Source organism: Pseudomonas sp. NFACC14, assembly GCF_900106885.1.
Lineage (GTDB): Bacteria > Pseudomonadota > Gammaproteobacteria > Pseudomonadales > Pseudomonadaceae > Aquipseudomonas > Aquipseudomonas fluorescens_AA.
The window spans coordinates 127185-145203 of sequence record NZ_FNOA01000016.1 but is presented as its reverse complement, the minus strand read 5'-3'; the positions used below and the strand labels follow the sequence as shown (position 1 = coordinate 145203).

Here is an 18019-nt window from a genome sequence, read left to right as displayed (position 1 = left end):
GAGGGAAGCCTGGAATTGATACTCACCGCAGATCCCCTGTGGGAGCGAGCTTGCTCGCGATAGCGGTGGATCAGCTTGCATCGATGTCGGATGTGCCGCGTCATCGTGAGCAAGCTCGCTCCCCCATCGATTCGCGGGACCCGGGAATTGATGCTGCCACAGGGGGCGGTATCCAACCGTATGACCGGATCAGAGACCCGGGTCACAAATTTCGCGCAAACATCGCTCATCGTGCTGGCTATTGCCGAGAACTGGACAGTCATTAAGGCTTTGCGGCATAGTCGCCGGGTTCTGATACCTGCTCACAGATAACAAGGAACAGCAGATGGCGACCCTATTGGTCCTGCACGGACCCAACCTGAACCTGCTGGGCACCCGTGAACCGGGCGTCTACGGTGCCGTGACACTGGCCCAGATCAACCAGGACCTGGAACAGCGGGCCCGCAACGCCGGCCATCATTTGCTCTATCTGCAAAGCAACGCCGAATATGAACTGATCGACCGCATCCATGCCGCGCGTGGCGAAGGCGTGGATTTCATTTTGATCAATCCAGCAGCTTTTACACATACAAGTGTCGCATTACGTGACGCGCTGCTGGCGGTGAGCATCCCATTCATCGAAGTGCACTTGTCCAACGTGCACAAACGCGAACCTTTCCGCCATCACTCCTACTTCTCCGATGTAGCAGTGGGAGTGATCTGCGGCCTTGGCGCCAGCGGTTACCGACTGGCCCTGGAGGCCGCCCTAGAGCAGCTTGAACAACAAGCTATACGCCCCTGACCGACCCTTGGGAGTTGATGATTCATGGATATCCGTAAAGTTAAGAAATTGATCGAATTGCTGGAAGAGTCCGGCATCGACGAGCTTGAGATCAAGGAAGGCGAAGAGTCCGTACGCATCAGCCGCCACAGCAAGACCCCGGCCCAGCAGTTCTATGCACCGGCCCCGATGCAGGCTCCGGCCGCCGCGCCTGCTCCAGCAGCGGCCCCGGTTGCCGCCGCAGCGCCAGCCGCACCGGCGGCACCGACGCTGAACGGCACTGTCGCTCGTTCGCCAATGGTGGGCACGTTCTATCGCAAGTCTTCGCCATCCTCGCCGTCCTTCGTTGAAGTCGGCCAGACCGTGAAGAAAGGCGACACCCTGTGCATCGTCGAAGCCATGAAGATGATGAACCACATCGAAGCTGAAACCAGCGGTGTGATCGAATCCATCCTCGTCGAAGACGGCCAGCCGGTTGAGTACGACCAACCGCTGTTCACCATCGTTTGAACCGCGGAGAGCCTTTGATGACTGCGAAGTTGGAAAAAGTTCTGATCGCTAACCGCGGTGAGATCGCCCTGCGGATTCTGCGTGCCTGCAAAGAGATGGGCATCAAGACCGTCGCCGTTTACTCCAAGGCCGACAAAGAACTGATGCACCTGGGCCTGGCGGACGAATCCGTCTGCATCGGTCCGGCGTCGGCTGCGCACTCCTACCTGCACATCCCGGCGATCATCGCCGCTGCCGAAGTGACCGGCGCCACCGCCATTCACCCGGGCTACGGTTTCCTGGCGGAAAACGCCGACTTCGCCGAGCAGGTGGAAAACTCCGGTTTTGCCTTCATCGGTCCGAAAGCCGACACCATCCGCCTGATGGGCGACAAGGTTTCGGCCAAGCACGCCATGATCGCGGCTGGTGTACCGACCGTTCCGGGTTCCGACGGCCCGCTGCCTGAAGACGAAGAAACCGCTTTGCGCATCGGTCGCGAAGTCGGTTACCCGGTGATCATCAAGGCCGCTGGCGGCGGTGGTGGTCGCGGCATGCGCGTGGTACACAAGGAAGAAGACCTGATTTCCTCGGCGAAACTGACCCGCTCCGAAGCGGGCGCGGCGTTCGGCAACCCGATGGTCTACCTGGAAAAATTCCTGACCAACCCGCGTCACGTCGAAGTCCAGGTGCTGTCCGACGGCCAGGGCCAGGCCATCCATCTGGGCGACCGCGACTGCTCGCTGCAACGTCGTCACCAGAAGGTCCTCGAAGAAGCGCCGGCACCGGGCATCGACGAGAAAGCGCGCGAGGAAGTCCTGGCACGTTGCGTCAAGGCGTGTATCGACATCGGCTATCGCGGCGCCGGTACCTTCGAGTTCCTGTACGAGAACGGTCGTTTCTACTTCATCGAAATGAACACCCGTGTTCAGGTGGAGCACCCGGTTTCGGAAATGGTCACCGGTATCGACATCGTCAAGGAGATGCTCAGCATCGCCGCCGGCAACAAGCTGTCGTTCACCCAGGATGACGTGGTCATCCGCGGTCACGCGCTGGAATGCCGGATCAACGCCGAAGACCCGAAAACCTTCATGCCAAGCCCAGGCACGGTCAAGCATTTCCATGCTCCGGGCGGCAATGGCGTTCGCGTCGATTCGCACCTGTACAGCGGTTATGCCGTTCCGCCGAACTACGATTCGCTGATCGGCAAGCTGATCACCTACGGGGCGACCCGTGACGAAGCCATGGCGCGCATGCGCAATGCGCTGGACGAAATCGTGGTAGACGGGATCAAGACCAACATCCCGCTGCACCGCGATCTCGTACGTGACGAAGGCTTCTGCAAAGGCGGCGTCAACATCCATTACCTGGAGCACAAGCTGGGCAACCAGCACTGATGCCTCACGTGATGTAAAAAGACCCCGGTCCATTGGCCGGGGTCTTTTTTTGCACGCGCCTCAAAGGCGCAAGTGACGGATCACTTCAACTCCACCATGGAGTAGGCGTGTGATTCGATCTTTGCAGCATTCGCCCGCCGCCCCTGCTGGGTGAGGACGACGCCGTTGGCATTTTCGACCAGGATGTCGCTGCGCATGCGCGCCATGAATCCGCGAGCTCGCATGGACACCGGATCCGTGTTGTTCTTCGCTCGCGCCAAGACGGGTATGTAAAAGCGTTCGACCTGGCTGCCGGACGTCTTGAATACCGACGTGACACCCGTGCGCAGATCCAGTGACACGCCATAGTTATTGCCCAGGCAGGAAGAATACGACCAGTGATCCCAGGTCGGTCGCAGCCCGTGCCCCCTCATCACCTGCCTGACCGGCCCGCCGATGTCAGCCCCCGTCAACCAGTCACCGCCGACCAGGGTGGCACGGACATCCTTGGCCGATCCCCCCAGGCGCCGCATCACATCCCGGACACTTCGCTCGATCAGCGCGCGGATGTTGTGATCGAAATGAATGACCGCCCCGACCCGGGTGGTCGGGTTGTACAACGAAGCGATCACGCACGTCTGTGCATTGAGCGAGAACAGGTAGCCGTCCGCCGCCTCACTGAACCTCGCCACCACGGCCTCGCCCTGCAACGCCCCCCTTGTCACGTCCGGGGAGACATGCCCGGGGAACGCCTCGCGCAAATCGCCTATGCGCCCCAGGTTGCGCACCTCATCGCTACCGCCGCTCAACCCGACTTTGTTATGGGTCCACTTGCCATTCGCCATCCTGCGGATGGGCAATTTGTAAAACGCGCCGGGGCGCCGGGCATCCACCAGGCACAGGCCGCCAAAGTAAGGGTCCCTCTTCACCTGGTAGTACCTGCCCCCGCTCGCGATGTAGTAAGTGCTCCGCGGTTGCGAAGCGCTGGGCGGGCTGCGATAGGTGCCGAAAAAAATCCCCTCCTCCGTCACCAACTGCAGATCCCCTGGCGTTCTGCCAACCGCCTGCTGCGGCTTGAGGCGTATGGCCGGAACCAGCGGCCCGGACTCTTTGGCGACCACCGATGACGCGCTTCTCAAGCGTTGCGCAGACAATGACAAGGGCTTCACGGCACGCTGCAAGTGCCTCGCCGCGTGCCCCAGTGCCGTGGCCATGCTGGCGGCGCCGAGCGTGGCGAACAGCGTTCCCCAGGTCGCGATCAGCCAGTGACCGAGCGCGCCCTCCGTGTCGCCTTGTACATGTCTCTGGATGGCCTGCCTGGCGCTGACGGCAATCAGGCCGATGTCCAGCAACAAGGCAAAGGGCGGATAAACCATGCACACCGGAACGGCCGCGAAGACCAGGCCCTGGAATACCTGGTTGCGGATCATTTCGGCACGACTGGTGGTGATGTCCTCCACATCGGTGACAGCGCGCTCGATGCCTGCATCGAACTCGGCACGGATATCCATCAGCCGATTGAGTTCACGCAATGTGTCGACGCGAGTGGTCCCGGCCGCCAGCGCCAACAGTGTCCGCCCCACGGCGGCACGGGCGGCGAGTGCGACCCGCTCCAGTACGTAATCGTGCAGTTGCGCGGCGATGCTCCCGGAAAACGCCAGGTACGGGCGAAACAGGATGCCGTCCGGCGCGTCGGGTGTGTACATCCAGTAAGAAGCCTTCGGATCGAAGTAGGTGAACACGTAGACGCCCAACACCACATGACCGGCGACGGTCAACTTGATCACGCCTTCACGCGTCACGGCGACACCGGGGTACGTGGCGCCGTTAGCAGGTCGCCCATCGCTCAATAGCGTCACTTGCCGGGTGAGCCACTGGAACGCTTCGGCACTCAGCATCGACTTGCCGTAGGCCACACGCAGGTCGCGGTCCATCCTGGCCAACAGCATGTAGCAGTAAGCCTCGCGGCGCTTGGCATACTCGGGCGCCGTGGCGTCGAGGAATCCAGCACGGATGTGCCTGGCATATCGCTCGCCCAGGTAGGCCACGCGAATGTAGGACGCCAGATCGGCACTGCGAACCTGCGCCAAATCCTGCCCGACAGAGGAACGCACGCCCTTGGCGGGGTCGTCGATGTCCGCGTTGCGCTCGTATCCGTAGATGGCCAGGTCCAGCAGGCTGGTGGTTTTTTTCTCGGCGGCCAGCCCCGGAATGTAGTCGATGAAGACCGTGGCCGGATCGACCGCTTCAAGCACCCCCTTGCTGCGCATGTAGGGCCCGATCATGTCGGCGAAGGTACGCTTGGCGAAGTCCATGAAAGCTTCATAGCCCACGAACTGCTCATCGAACACTTGCCGCTGAACCAAGAATTCCTGGTTCAGGCCGCTGATGTTGCGCCGGGACTCAAGCGGCAATGCCGAGTACCAGCGAGGCGACTCATTCAGCTCCACGTGTGCGAGGTTATTGGCCAGGCCGGTCGAAACAGCATTCTGCAGACAGGTCCTGAAACTTGCCTGCGTGCCCCTGAGGTCTTGTTCCAGATCCCAGGAAACCGGCTTTTCCATCACGCGGGCAAAGTACGCCCGGGCCTCTCCACGATCAGTCGGCGAGAGTTGCTGCAACAGGTATTCGCGACCGGCCTCGTGTTGGGTCCAGGCCCCGACTTCGCCGCTCAGGGCCCGTAGCGAAGGCAATTCGATCCATTCCTGGCCATCGGGTTTGCCGGGGGCAAACAGCAGCAGGCCACTGACAGCACCGCCCCCGTCTTCACGATAAAACACCAGGAGGTCGGCACACTTCAGGCCATTGGGAAGCACCAGACTGGCGACACGCAACCCGCCGGCGATGGGCGTCGCGATGTCGCCTTCCCAGAGGGCTGCGAGGTGGTCATGGCTGGTCACCGACAACTGGCCTGCACAACGGGCGACAAACGCACTGTGCTGCAACCGCGCCACAAACCAATCGAGCATGGCGTCCTTCAGGTCCCCCCTCCCATACCGCTCGGCCAAGGCTGGCAAGTACCCGGCAGGCGCGTCGACGCTGGCCAACAACTGCGCAATGAAAGCCGGTGAAAGAGGCTGGTTACGGAGCATACCGCCGTTCTCGACCAGGAACACCGACACCGCGTCCGGCCGTATCGGGCCGGCCGCCACCAGTTCACTCAGGCTGTAGGTGCGTACGGGCTGACCAACGACCGTTCGCCACTGCAACTGCACACGAATGCCGTCCGGCTCGACCTCCATGTCCAACTCATGCCTGACATAATCCCTGGCCAGTTGCCGAGCGAAGGCCCGCAGCGAGCCCAGGCCATCGACCCGCTCATCCACCAGCGCCTGCGCCAGCGCGGTCTGGCTCTCGAAAGCCCGCAACGATTCACGATCAGAAGGGCTCACCCCCCGCAGCCAATACGGCAATTGCAATCGCGCCAGCGCGCCAAGGTCCCGGCGCTCGGCCGTGGTTGCCAATACGGTCAAGCGACTTGTCCGGCGCCAGGCGTCCTGGAGTGCTTCGATCTGCTCTCGCAACTCATCGACACCCAGGCCAACCAGACGGCCAGGCCGAAACAGCTCGTCGACCGCGCCCCTGTGCCCATCCAGTTTTTGCCTGACCACATCCTCGAGCGAGGCGTCGTGCGCCGTCATTCGCCAATGCCGCCGCAGATAGTCCTTGTAGTGATCGACAAACCTTGAGGCCGCGCCCTCCACCACCTGGATAACGAACGCCCGGCGCTCGGCCGCAAAACCCAAGTCTGGCCCGTCGGGCCAACGGTAGGGCGCGTCCTGCTCCTCGTCATACACCAAAGGCGCCTGGTCGATCATGCGCTGCAGCACGGTATCGAGCAGGGTGCCCAGGAAGTGTGGATCGATGTTGCCTTGGTAATGGTAGGTGCGCAGCTCGACCAGCAAGTACTCTTCCAGCACCTCCAGCAGGCTCATCTGGGTGTTCAGTCGCGCGTCGATCGCCTCTTGCCAACGTGCCAGTTTTTCCAGGGTCGCCTGTGCGGTCGCCACCGGCGGGGAATCGACCGACCCCGTGCGCTCCATGTTGCCTTGCCGTCGGGCAATGATGTCCATACACAATCCTCCCTGCTGTGTGGACCGGCACCTTATCCGCCCTGCGACATGCCCATGGCATACATATATATATCGAAACACCGCCCCGACGGCGCGAGACTCGCTTATCCACTTTGGCGGCGACCTGGCGTACACTGCGCGCCTTTGCAGCCCTGCGCTGCCCCCCTGTGGATTTTTTCAAAGGTGCCCGCCATGCCTTGGCTGCAAGTACGCCTGGCCATCAGCCCGGAACAAGCCGAAACCTACGAAGACGCGTTTCTTGAAGTAGGCGCTGTATCGGTAACCTTCATGGACGCCGAAGACCAGCCGATCTTCGAGCCGGAGCTCAATACCACCCCGCTGTGGTCCCACACCCACCTGCTGGCCCTGTTCGAAGGCGGCACCGAGGCCGCCAGCGTGCTGGCCCATCTCGAGCTGCTGACCGGCAGCCCGCTGCCCGAGCATCACAGTGAAGTGATCGAAGACCAGGATTGGGAACGCAGCTGGATGGACAACTTCCAGCCGATGCGTTTCGGCCAGCGCCTGTGGATCGTCCCGAGCTGGCATGCCGCGCCAGAGCCGGACGCGGTCAACCTGCTGCTGGACCCGGGCCTGGCGTTCGGCACCGGCACCCACCCGACCACTGCGCTGTGCCTGGAATGGCTCGACGGCCAGGACCTGAAGGGCTGCAACGTACTGGACTTTGGCTGCGGCTCGGGGATCCTGGCGATTGCCGCGCTCCTGCTGGGCGCCCGGGAAGCGGTCGGCACCGACATCGACGTCCAGGCCCTGGAAGCCTCCCGCGACAACGCCGGGCGCAACAACATCGCCGAAGCCCTGTTCCCGCTGTATCTGCCCCAGGACTTGCCACAGGTCCAGGCCGACGTGCTGGTGGCCAACATCCTGGCCGGCCCGCTGGTATCCCTGGCGCCGCAACTGTCGAGCCTGGTCAAGCCGGGCGGGCGCCTGGCGCTGTCGGGCATCCTCGCCGAACAGGGCGAAGAAGTCGCCGCCGCTTATGCCGCGGACTTTGACCTGGACCCGATCGCCAATCGCGATGGCTGGGTGCGCATCACCGGACGTCGGCGCTAGAATGAGCGCCTGTATCCACCGGATTGCCGCATGACTGACAGCTTCGTCACCCAGTGCCCGCATTGCCATACCCGTTTTCGCGTCAGCCATGCTCAATTGAGCGTGGCCCGCGGGGTGGTTCGTTGCGGCTCGTGCCTGCAGGTATTCAATGCCGCACAACAATTGCTGGAACAACGCACAGCCAAGCAAGCGGTGCCTGCCGTCGCGCCACCCGCCAAGCCGGCCGCCGAAGCCCCGCCCCGGGCGATCAGCCAGAAACAGTGGAGCGCCGCCGAGCTGGATCTGGATGACCTGGACAAGGAACTGGCGCGCCTGGAGCGCCGCGACAATCGCGCCCCGGGCAATGCCGGCCGGCGCCGGGAAGACAACCTGAGCGCGCAACGCGACTCGCTCTCCAGCGAACAGCAAACCTGGCCCGACAGCCTGTACAGCGACACCTCGGGCGAGCGCGTCGAAACCGTCCTCGATACCCCCTTCGAACCGTTCGAACCCCACGAACCGGCGCGACCGCCGCGTACCGAGCCGTCCCTGTCCCTGGCCCTCGAACCGCTGGAACCGGACGACGAACCGGTCGCCCCGCTCCACCTCGCGCCGGACGACGATCCCGACGAACACCTCGAGCGCCTGTCCGCCACCGATGACCACGATCACGACGATGAGCCCGAGCGACCGCTGCCACTGCGCAAGTCACGGGAACGCCAGGAGCTGGGGATACGCGCCGAAGCCCTCCACGACCTCGACGACGATCCGCTGCAACTGGACTGGCGCAAACGCCGTTCGCCCTGGGGCCGCCGCCTGTTGTGGGCCCTGCTGATCCTGCTCGCCGCCGCGGCCCTGGGTGGCCAGTACATCGCCTACCATTTCGAAGAACTGGCCCGCCAGGACCAGTACCGGCCGTGGTTCCTGCAAATCTGTCCGACCATCGGTTGCGACGTACCGTCCAAGGTCGACATCGCCAAGATCAAAAGCAGCAACCTGGTGGTGCGCAGCCATCCGGAGTTCAGCGGTGCCCTGGTGGTGGACGCGATCATCTACAACCGTGCGCCCTTCTCCCAACCTTTTCCGTTGCTGGAGCTGCGCTTTGCCGACCTCAACGGGCACCTGATCGCCAGCCGTCGCTTCAAGCCCGGGGAGTACCTGGGCGGCGATCTCGAGGGCCGCGGCGAAATGCCGCCGCAAACGCCCATCCACATCGCGCTGGATATCCTGGATCCGGGCCCCAAGGCGGTGAACTACAGCTTGAGCTTTCATTCCCCCGAATGAAACCGGCCAGGGTCGGCCCATTGACGGCAGCTTTCTGACTGACCCCACCCAGACCAAACCGCTGGCGATAACAAAATAGCTGTTCAGATTTTATCCAATTCGATCTTTATCCAGTCATCGAGAGCGGGTATCATGCCAACCCTTTTTCGAAGTCTCATGATCCGGCCCCACTTCAGGGAAGTCCTATGTCGGCGGTACGCATCGGCCCATATACATTGCAGAACGGCCTGGTTCTCGCCCCTATGGCGGGCGTCACCGACCAGCCCTTTCGTCAGTTGTGCAAGCGCTTGGGCGCAGGACTGGTGGTGTCGGAAATGGTCACCAGCGACATGAGTTTGTGGAACACCCGCAAATCGCGTCTGCGCATGATCCACGAAGGCGATCCCGAGCCACGCTCGGTACAGATCGCCGGTGGCGACGCACAGATGCTGGCGGAGGCGGCCCGGGCGAATGTCGAGTTGGGGGCGCAGATCATCGACATCAACATGGGTTGCCCGGCGAAAAAGGTCTGCAACAAGGCCGCAGGCTCGGCACTGTTGAAAGATGAAGCGCTGGTCACCGAGATCCTGCAGGCCGTAGTGGCCGCGGTCGATGTGCCGGTGACCCTGAAGATCCGCACCGGGTGGGACCGGGAGAACAAGAATGGCCTGGTGGTGGCGAAGATCGCCGAACAGGCGGGCATCACGGCATTGGCGGTCCATGGTCGCACCCGTGCCGACCTGTACACCGGCGAAGCCGAGTACGACACCATCGCCGCGATCAAGCAGGCGGTGTCGATTCCGGTCTTTGCCAATGGCGACATCGATTCGCCCGAGAAGGCCCGGTACGTGCTGGACGCGACCGGTGCCGATGGCCTGTTGATCGGCCGGGCCGCCCAGGGGCGGCCATGGATTTTTCGTGAGATCGAACACTACCTGCGCACTGGCGAAAAGCTGGCGGCGCCGCAGTTGTCCGAGGTGGAACGTATTCTGCTAGAGCATCTGGCCGCGCTACATGCCTTCTACGGAGAAGTCATGGGCGTACGCATCGCTCGCAAGCATGTGGGCTGGTATCTCGCAACCCTGCCGGGCGCCAGGGAGTTTCGCGCCCGTTTCAATCGTTTGGATGGTACGCAAGCACAATGCGCCGACGTTCAGGCGTTCTTCGCTGAGCGTTACAAGAGCCTGACAGGGGACGAAGGGGTGGCCGCATGACGATGATGACCGAGACTTTAGTGAGTGGAACAGCACCCGTGAGCGACAACGTGAATTTGAAACAGCACCTCAATACGCCCAGCGAAGAAGGTCAGACCCTTCGCGGGAGTGTCGAGAAGGCGCTGCACAATTATTTCGCCCACCTTGAGGGCGCTGCCGTCACGGATGTGTACAACCTGGTGCTTTCCGAAGTCGAGGCACCGCTGCTCGAAAGCGTGATGAACTACGTCAAGGGCAACCAGACCAAGGCCAGCGAGCTGCTGGGCCTGAACCGCGGCACCCTGCGCAAGAAACTCAAGCAGTACGATCTGCTGTAAGCATTCAATCAAACCAGAAAGGCGCCCGCATAAAAAACGGTCGCCTTTTTTGCTGACTTCCCTTGCTTTTGATGGAAATTGAAATGACCGACCAGACCACCCGCCTGCCGATCCGCCGCGCCTTGATCAGCGTTTCCGACAAGACCGGGATCCTCGAATTCGCCCGCGAGCTGCAACAGCTGGGCGTCGAGATTCTCTCCACCGGCGGGACCTTCAAGCTGCTGCAGGACAACGGCGTCGCCGCAGTGGAAGTCGCGGACTACACCGGTTTTGCGGAAATGATGGACGGTCGGGTCAAGACCCTGCACCCGAAAATCCACGGTGGGATCCTGGGCCGTCGCGGCATCGACGACGCCATCATGAACGAACACGGCATCAAGCCGATCGACCTGGTGGCCGTCAACCTCTACCCGTTCGAAGCCACCATCAACAAGCCAGGCTGCGACCTGCCGACCGCCATCGAGAACATCGACATCGGCGGCCCGACCATGGTCCGCTCGGCGGCCAAGAACCATAAGGACGTGGCCATCGTGGTCAACGCCAGCGACTACGCCAGCGTGCTGGAGAACCTCAAGGCCGGTGGCCTGACCTACGCCCAGCGTTTCGACCTGATGCTCAAGGCCTTCGAGCACACCGCCGCCTACGACGGCATGATCGCCAACTACATGGGCACCGTGAACCAGGCCGCCGAAACCCTGTCGACCGAAGGCCGCAGCGAATTCCCGCGCACCTTCAACACCCAGTTCGTCAAGGCCCAGGAAATGCGCTACGGCGAGAACCCGCACCAGAGCGCGGCGTTCTACGTGGAAGCCAAGCCTGCCGAAGTCGGCATTGCCACCGCCACCCAACTGCAAGGCAAGGAACTGTCGTTCAACAACGTGGCCGACACCGACGCCGCGCTGGAGTGCGTGAAGAGCTTCGTCAAGCCAGCCTGCGTGATCGTCAAGCACGCCAACCCGTGTGGCGTGGCCGTGAGCCCGGACGCCGAGGGCGGCATCCGCCAGGCCTACGAACTGGCCTACGCCACCGACACCGAGTCGGCCTTCGGCGGCATCATCGCCTTCAACCGTGAACTGGACGCCGAGACCGCCAAGGCCATCGTCGAGCGCCAGTTCGTCGAAGTGATCATCGCCCCTTCCGTCAGCGAAGAAGCCCGCGCCATCGTTGCCGCCAAGGCCAACGTGCGCCTGCTGGCCTGCGGCCAATGGTCGGCCGACCGTGCGCCGGCCTGGGACTACAAGCGTGTCAATGGCGGCCTGCTGGTCCAGAGCCGTGACATCGGCATGATTGGCAGCGAAGACCTGAAAGTGGTGACCCAACGCGCCCCGAGCGAGCAGGAAATCAACGACCTGATCTTCGCCTGGAAAGTCGCCAAGTACGTCAAGTCCAATGCCATCGTCTACGCCAAGAACCGCCAGACCATCGGTGTCGGCGCCGGCCAGATGAGCCGTGTGAACTCGGCCCGCATCGCCGCCATCAAGGCTGAGCACGCCGGCTTGCAGGTACAGGGCGCGGTCATGGCCTCCGATGCGTTCTTCCCGTTCCGCGACGGCATCGACAACGCGGCCAAGGTCGGCATCACCGCCGTGATCCAGCCGGGTGGCTCGATGCGTGACGCTGAAGTGATCGCCGCCGCCGACGAAGCCGGCATCGCCATGGTGTTCACCGGCATGCGCCACTTCCGTCATTGATACACCGATCGACTGTGGGAGCGAGCTTGCTCGCGATAGCGTCGGATCAGTCAGCATTGAAGTCCGCTGACACACCGCCATCGCGAGCAAGCTCGCTCCCACAGAAAAGCAGCTTCAGTGCTGCATACAGAATCAGCGTCATCCGAGGTTTTTGAAATGAATGTTTTGATCATTGGCAGCGGTGGCCGCGAACACGCCCTGGCCTGGAAAGTGGCCCAAGATCCCCGTGTGCAGAAGGTTTTCGTGGCCCCGGGCAATGCCGGCACCGCCATCGAAGCCAAGTGCGAAAACGTCGCCATCGACGTGCTGGCCCTGGAGCAACTGGCCGACTTCGCCGAGAAGAACGTCTCGCTGACCATCGTCGGCCCGGAAGTGCCGCTGGTCGCCGGCGTGGTCGACCTGTTCCGCTCCCGTGGCCTGGACTGCTTCGGCCCGACCGCTGGCGCCGCGCAGCTGGAAGGCTCGAAAGCGTTCACCAAGGATTTCCTGGCGCGCCACAAGATCCCGACCGCCGACTACCAGAACTTCACCGAAATCGAACCGGCCCTGGCATACCTGCGCGAGAAAGGCGCACCGATCGTGATCAAGGCCGACGGCCTGGCCGCCGGTAAAGGCGTGATCGTTGCCATGACCCTGGCCGAAGCCGAAGACGCCGTGCGCGACATGCTCGCTGGCAATGCCTTCGGCGACGCCGGTTCCCGCGTGGTGATCGAAGAGTTCCTCGACGGCGAGGAAGCCAGCTTCATCGTCATGGTCGATGGCAAGAACGTGCTGCCGATGGCCACCAGCCAGGACCACAAGCGTGTCGGCGATGGCGACAGCGGCCCGAACACCGGCGGCATGGGCGCCTACTCCCCAGCCCCGGTGGTGACCGCCCAGGTGCACCAGCGCGTCATGGACCAGGTGATCTGGCCGACCGTGCGCGGCATGGCCGAGGAAGGCAACGTCTACACCGGCTTCCTCTACGCGGGCCTGATGATCGACAAGGCTGGTAACCCAAAAGTCATCGAATTCAACTGCCGTTTCGGCGATCCTGAGACCCAGCCGGTCATGCTGCGCCTGCAATCGAGCCTGGTCCTGCTGGTCGAGGCCGCGCTGGCCCAGGCCCTGGACAAGGTCGAAGCCCAATGGGACCCGCGCCCAAGCGTCGGTGTCGTATTGGCGGCCGGCGGTTACCCGGGCGACTACGCCAAAGGTAGCGCAATCCAGGGCCTGGACGCCGCGGCGCGGCTGGAAGGCAAAGTCTTCCATGCGGGCACTGCGTTGAAGGATGGGCAAGTGGTCACCGCCGGCGGTCGTGTGCTTTGCGCCACCGCCCTGGGCGCCAGTGTGGACGACGCTCAGCAGCAGGCCTACAAGCTTGCCGCCGAGATCGACTGGGAAGGTTGTTTCTACCGCAAGGACATTGGCTACCGTGCCATTGCCCGTGAGCGTGGCGAAAATCTGGAATAACCCGGCCATTCAGCCAGGCAGGGGTCTGCGGCCCTTGCCTGACTGTTCCGGCGCCGCGCATAGTTATAATCTGGCATCAACCTACGAAGGGATTTCGCCGTGCGCTGGCTCAGGATTGCCATAGGCTTTACCGTCACCCTGCTGACGCTGCTCTGCATGCTCCCGGCCCAGGCCGCGCCAGGCAGTGGCTGGGCGGTATTGCTCGACGAACAGGGCGACCTGACGCTGAGCGACATCCGTTCCGCTCGCTACACCAATCAATTCAGCCCCATCGACCTAGACCGCCTCAGGGCCGCCGAACCCGGCGGTGCATTGTGGCTGCGCTTTCGCCTGGCCCCGGACAGGCACGAACAAATCCTGCGCATCTTCGCCCCCGACCTGTCACGCCTGAACCTCTATGTGCTGGACGGCGACGCCCTGGTCGAGCAACAGGTCGGCGGCAATGCCACGCCGCATACGGAACCGGCGGTGCCCAGCAGCGACTTCATGTTGCCGCTGCCGCGCAGCGACAAATCATTGGACGTCTACCTGCGACTGGCTTCGCGTCACGAACTGCGTCCCTACATCACGTTGCAATCGGCTGTCGTGGCAGCGGCCGATCAGAACCAGACGCTGATCTACGGGCTGCTGTTCGGCTGCATCGCCATGCTGATCCTGCATAACCTCACCCGCTACGCCTACACCCGCTCCCGCAGTTGCCTGTGGCTGGCCGCCTGTGAAGGGCTGCTGATGCTCAGCCTGGTGCTGTTGCTGAACCTGGCCGGGCCCTGGCTGCCCGACTGGCCGGCGGTGCAGACGCCCGGCGCTTACCTGGCGTTGCTGCTGACGGCGCCCTGCGGCCTGATGTTCGCCTACCGCTTCTTCGCGCCCCTGGGGCCGCACCCGCTGAACCGGTTGCTGCTGGGGGACATTGTGTTCGTCATGCTGTGCAGCCTGCTGCTGTTGTTCGTCAACACGCTGCCACTCAATATCATGACCTACGCCCTGGTGGCCCTGGCCGGCCTGAGCATGCTGTTCGTCAGCGCCTGGCACTGGCAAAAGGGCTACCGCCCGGCCCGGCTGTTCGTCGCGGCCATGGTGGTCTTCAACCTGGGCACGCTGATCATTCTCCCGGCACTGCAAGGGCTCACGGAAGTCCCTCCCCAGGGCTTGATCATCACCCTGCTGATCTTCATCTGCATCAGCGGCCTGTTGATGAGTGTCGCCCTGGGCGAGCGCCAGCGCTCGATCAACGAAAGCCGCTTCAGCATCAGCCGCGACCTGGCGGCGAGCAATGCCGAGATCAATGCCAAGGCCGAGTTCCTGGCCAAGATCAGCCATGAGATCCGCACCCCGATGAACGGCGTGCTGGGCATGACCGAGCTGCTGCTGGGCACGCCACTGTCGGTCAAGCAACGCGACTACGTGCAAACGATCCACAGCGCCGGCAATGAACTGCTGACCCTGATCAACGAGATCCTCGACATTTCCCGGCTCGAATCCGGGCAGATCGAACTGGACGACGTGCAGTTCGACCTCAATGCGCTGATCGAGGATTGCCTGAGCATCTTCCGCGCCAAGGCCGAACAGCAGAACGTCGAGCTGATCAGCTTCATCCAGCCCCAGGTGCCGCGGGTGATCAGCGGCGACCCGACGCGGCTGCGCCAGGCGTTGCTGAGCCTGCTGGAAAACGCCCTGAAGAAGACCGACGAGGGCGAAGTGCTGATCGTCGTCGCCCTGGACGAGCGCAGCCATCAGCCGCGCCTGCGCATCGCCGTGCAGGACAGCGGGACGCCGATGGACGCTGAAGAGCGCGACACGCTGATGCACGCCGAACTGCACAGCAAGAACTTCCTTTCCGCCACGCGCCTGGGGGGCAACCTGGGGCTGGTCATCGCCCGCCAGCTGATCATCCTGATGCACGGGGAGTTCGGCATCAAGAGCGGCAGCAACCAGGGCAGTACCTTGTGGCTGACCTTGCCCCTGGACCCGGATCGCCTCGAACACCCGACCTCGGACCTCGATGGCCCGCTGCAAGGGGCACGGGTGTTGATCGTCGACGACAACGACACCTGCCGCAAGGTGCTGGTGCAGCAGTGCAGCGCCTGGGGCCTGAACGTCAGCGCTGTGCCCTCGGGCAAGGAAGCCCTGGCGCTGCTGCGCACCAAGGCACACCTGCGGGATTATTTCGACGTGGTGCTGCTGGACCAGAACATGCCGGGCATGACCGGCATGCAACTGGCGGCCAAGATCAAGGAAGACCCGAGCCTGAACCACGACATCCTGTTGATCATGCTCACCGGTATCAGCAATGCGCCGAGCAAGATCGTGGCGCGCAACAGCGGGGTCAAGCGCATCCTCGCCAAACCGGTGGCCGGCTATACCCTCAAGACCACCCTGGCGGACGAGCTGAACCAGCGCAACCGGGGCCTGGCTACGAACGTGCAGGTGAACGCCAGCCCTCCCACCCCGGTGAAGGTGCCGAGCGATTTCCGCATCCTGGTGGCCGAGGACAACAGCATTTCCACCAAGGTCATCCGTGGCATGCTCGGCAAGCTCAACCTGCAACCCGACACCGCCAGCAACGGTGAGGAAGCCCTCAAGGCCATGAAGGAGCAGCGCTACGACCTGGTCCTGATGGACTGCGAAATGCCGATCCTCGACGGATTTTCCGCCACCCAGCAACTGCGTGCCTGGGAAATGGGTAACCAGCGCACCCGCACACCGGTGGTGGCGCTCACCGCCCACATCCTGGCCGAGCACAAGGAACGCGCCCGCCAGGCCGGGATGGACGGGCACATGGCCAAGCCGGTGGAACTGTCGCAACTGCGCGAGCTGATCGAACACTGGGTGGCCCAGCGCGACCAGCAGAACAAGACCGCCGCGCATTCGTCCGAGGGCGTCCGCTGACGCCCGAAGCCCTGTCAACACTCCAACGCATGAATATTACGGGTCGTCTCGGCGATAACGGCGCCCAGGACTTTGTCCCGGAACATTGAGTAATGCAGGGTGTTGAACGTCACCACCGCCATTTCTTCATGACTGGTTCGCACGACCTCCTCGATTGGCCAGAAAAGAAAGGTCGAGACTATTTTACGAATGCTGAATTGTTTGTGATAAAGAGCGACCTCTATTCGCCCGGGCGATTTCGGCAGGCAGGGAACCACCTGGAAGAACGCCGAATCATGCTGCAGGCTTGCCCGTTCGAATACCTCAAGGGCATTGGGATTGCGCTCCAGGGCGCCAATCGAATCAGTGGCCGACCGCGCGAAGCGTTCATCGAATGACTGGGAAATCTGCCGGGCCACACTCTCGGCCATTGACCCCTCGCCCGCCTGTCCAGGCCTGAGGGGACGCGCCGAATCCCACCCCAGGTACCTGAGCGTGTTCCTGTAGTAGCTGAACCAACTGCCCACCAGACCGTCCCGATAGGCCGACCGCGTTGCCAACTGGGCGTACAGGTTGCTCAGGCAGATGTCTTCGCGATCCTGGGGCGACAGCCCCTGGCCGAACGACACAAGGCTTGCCCCCACGACAGCAGCCGGCGTGGGATCGCTGCTGCGGAACAGGCGTCCGCCAGCCTGTAGACGTTCGATATTCATAGCGCGGCCCCCCGTCCAACGTTGTCGGAAATATCAAAGACATGCTTGGTGGGCTTATCTCCCAGCTTTTGTACGATCGCACCGCGCAGGGGGTCGTAAAGCCCTTTCGACAAGTTGGCCTGGAAGCATCTGGATTGAAGATTCCCGACCACATTGGCGACGGACAGGCCCTGCCCGAGGGGGTTGGAGATTGCTTGTCGCCTGGTCTCATAGCTCAGGGAAACGCTGCTCAGCAAGGGGCCTCGTCGGGCCAGAATCACTTGCAGGCAGACCCTGCCGACAACTTCATCGGCCTCTGACGATGGCGCGGATTCCTTGCGCTTGCAGGTCTGCTCGCGCAGTTGCTCGATGGCCGGCAGGGTCCCCGGTAGCTGCGCGACTCGGCTCAACAGACGAGTGACTTCATCGGCCACCGTATGATCGACATACTCCCCCAGCCGACGCCCTAGCCAGTGCGCCGCATTGAAGTTGGGTTGTTCATCGAGCGTGAAGTTGTCCCAGGCCGCGGCCTTTTGCAACCAGCCGTTCTTCAAGACGTCGCGGTACTCGTCATACTTTTTTTGTGCCTGGGCATAAGCCGGGTACTTCTTGCTGGCGACCAGCTGCGCAAACAATACCGAATCCAACACATCGCTTTTTTCCTGCCCGGCCATACCCGGGGACACTATCACGACAACGCCGGCATTAATAAAAACCGAATAACCATCATTCATTGCAATCACCTGGTTCTTTTTATGGTTGGCGACTACGCTGTAG

The 18019-nt window shown here is 62.6% G+C and carries 13 protein-coding genes; 10 read left to right on the top strand and 3 right to left on the bottom strand.

From position 1 onward, the window contains the following. Window positions 1–325 precede the first annotated feature (325 nt). From aroQ to accC, 3 genes are read left to right on the top strand one after another with little or no spacing between them, the layout of a single operon-like run. Window positions 326–781, top strand: a complete 456-nt coding sequence (gene aroQ / locus BLU85_RS21830; protein ID WP_072410269.1) for a type II 3-dehydroquinate dehydratase — start codon at window positions 326–328, stop codon at window positions 779–781. Window positions 782–805: 24 nt separating this feature from the next. Next, on the top strand, window positions 806–1270 hold the full coding sequence (gene accB / locus BLU85_RS21825) for an acetyl-CoA carboxylase biotin carboxyl carrier protein (protein ID WP_053118072.1): 465 nt from the start codon (window positions 806–808) through the stop codon (window positions 1268–1270). Between the two features lie 17 nt (window positions 1271–1287). Further along, window positions 1288–2643, top strand: a complete 1356-nt coding sequence (gene accC, locus BLU85_RS21820) for an acetyl-CoA carboxylase biotin carboxylase subunit (RefSeq protein ID WP_092204787.1) — start codon at window positions 1288–1290, stop codon at window positions 2641–2643. Window positions 2644–2723: 80 nt separating this feature from the next. Here accC and BLU85_RS21815 read toward each other — a convergent pair whose 3' ends face one another. Continuing rightward, complete coding sequence (locus BLU85_RS21815) at window positions 2724–6695, bottom strand: dermonecrotic toxin domain-containing protein (protein WP_092204788.1); 3972 nt, start codon at window positions 6693–6695, stop codon at window positions 2724–2726. 192 nt (window positions 6696–6887) lie between these two features. On the opposite strand from BLU85_RS21815, the gene prmA reads away from it, so the two are divergent. From prmA to BLU85_RS21780, 7 genes are all read left to right on the top strand, one after another. Next, the gene (gene prmA, locus BLU85_RS21810) at window positions 6888–7766 is read left to right on the top strand and encodes a 50S ribosomal protein L11 methyltransferase (RefSeq protein WP_013692161.1); all 879 of its coding nucleotides are present in this window, start codon (window positions 6888–6890) and stop codon (window positions 7764–7766) included. 30 nt (window positions 7767–7796) lie between these two features. Further along, a complete protein-coding gene (locus BLU85_RS21805; RefSeq protein WP_092204789.1) occupies window positions 7797–9029 on the top strand; it encodes a DUF3426 domain-containing protein in 1233 nt (410 codons plus the stop codon). A gap of 185 nt (window positions 9030–9214) precedes the next feature. Beyond that, window positions 9215–10222, top strand: coding sequence for a tRNA dihydrouridine synthase DusB (dusB, locus tag BLU85_RS21800; protein WP_053181619.1), 1008 nt, complete (start codon window positions 9215–9217; stop codon window positions 10220–10222). Further along, window positions 10219–10539 (top strand): DNA-binding transcriptional regulator Fis, encoded by a 321-nt coding sequence (fis, locus tag BLU85_RS21795; protein WP_007921650.1) that lies wholly within the window; start codon window positions 10219–10221, stop codon window positions 10537–10539. The genes dusB and fis overlap by 4 nt, the downstream gene beginning before the upstream one ends. An 83-nt stretch (window positions 10540–10622) precedes the next feature. Beyond that, window positions 10623–12230 carry a bifunctional phosphoribosylaminoimidazolecarboxamide formyltransferase/IMP cyclohydrolase gene (purH, locus tag BLU85_RS21790; protein ID WP_072410260.1) on the top strand — a complete coding sequence of 536 codons (1608 nt, stop codon included), beginning with the start codon at window positions 10623–10625 and terminating at the stop codon, window positions 12228–12230. 156 nt (window positions 12231–12386) lie between these two features. After that, window positions 12387–13682 carry a phosphoribosylamine--glycine ligase gene (gene purD, locus BLU85_RS21785; RefSeq protein ID WP_092204790.1) on the top strand — a complete coding sequence of 432 codons (1296 nt, stop codon included), beginning with the start codon at window positions 12387–12389 and terminating at the stop codon, window positions 13680–13682. A 99-nt stretch (window positions 13683–13781) separates the two neighbouring features. After that, window positions 13782–16571, top strand: a complete 2790-nt coding sequence (locus tag BLU85_RS21780; RefSeq protein WP_092204791.1) for a hybrid sensor histidine kinase/response regulator — start codon at window positions 13782–13784, stop codon at window positions 16569–16571. A 14-nt stretch (window positions 16572–16585) separates the two neighbouring features. Here BLU85_RS21780 and BLU85_RS21775 read toward each other — a convergent pair whose 3' ends face one another. Together BLU85_RS21775 and BLU85_RS21770 are read right to left on the bottom strand one after the other, a co-directional pair. Beyond that, on the bottom strand, window positions 16586–17263 hold the full coding sequence (locus BLU85_RS21775; RefSeq protein WP_092204792.1) for a hypothetical protein: 678 nt from the start codon (window positions 17261–17263) through the stop codon (window positions 16586–16588). Next, the gene (locus tag BLU85_RS21770; protein ID WP_092204793.1) at window positions 17260–17976 is read right to left on the bottom strand and encodes a hypothetical protein; all 717 of its coding nucleotides are present in this window, start codon (window positions 17974–17976) and stop codon (window positions 17260–17262) included. Before BLU85_RS21770 ends, BLU85_RS21775 begins: the two co-directional genes overlap by 4 nt. Window positions 17977–18019: the final 43 nt, after the last annotated feature.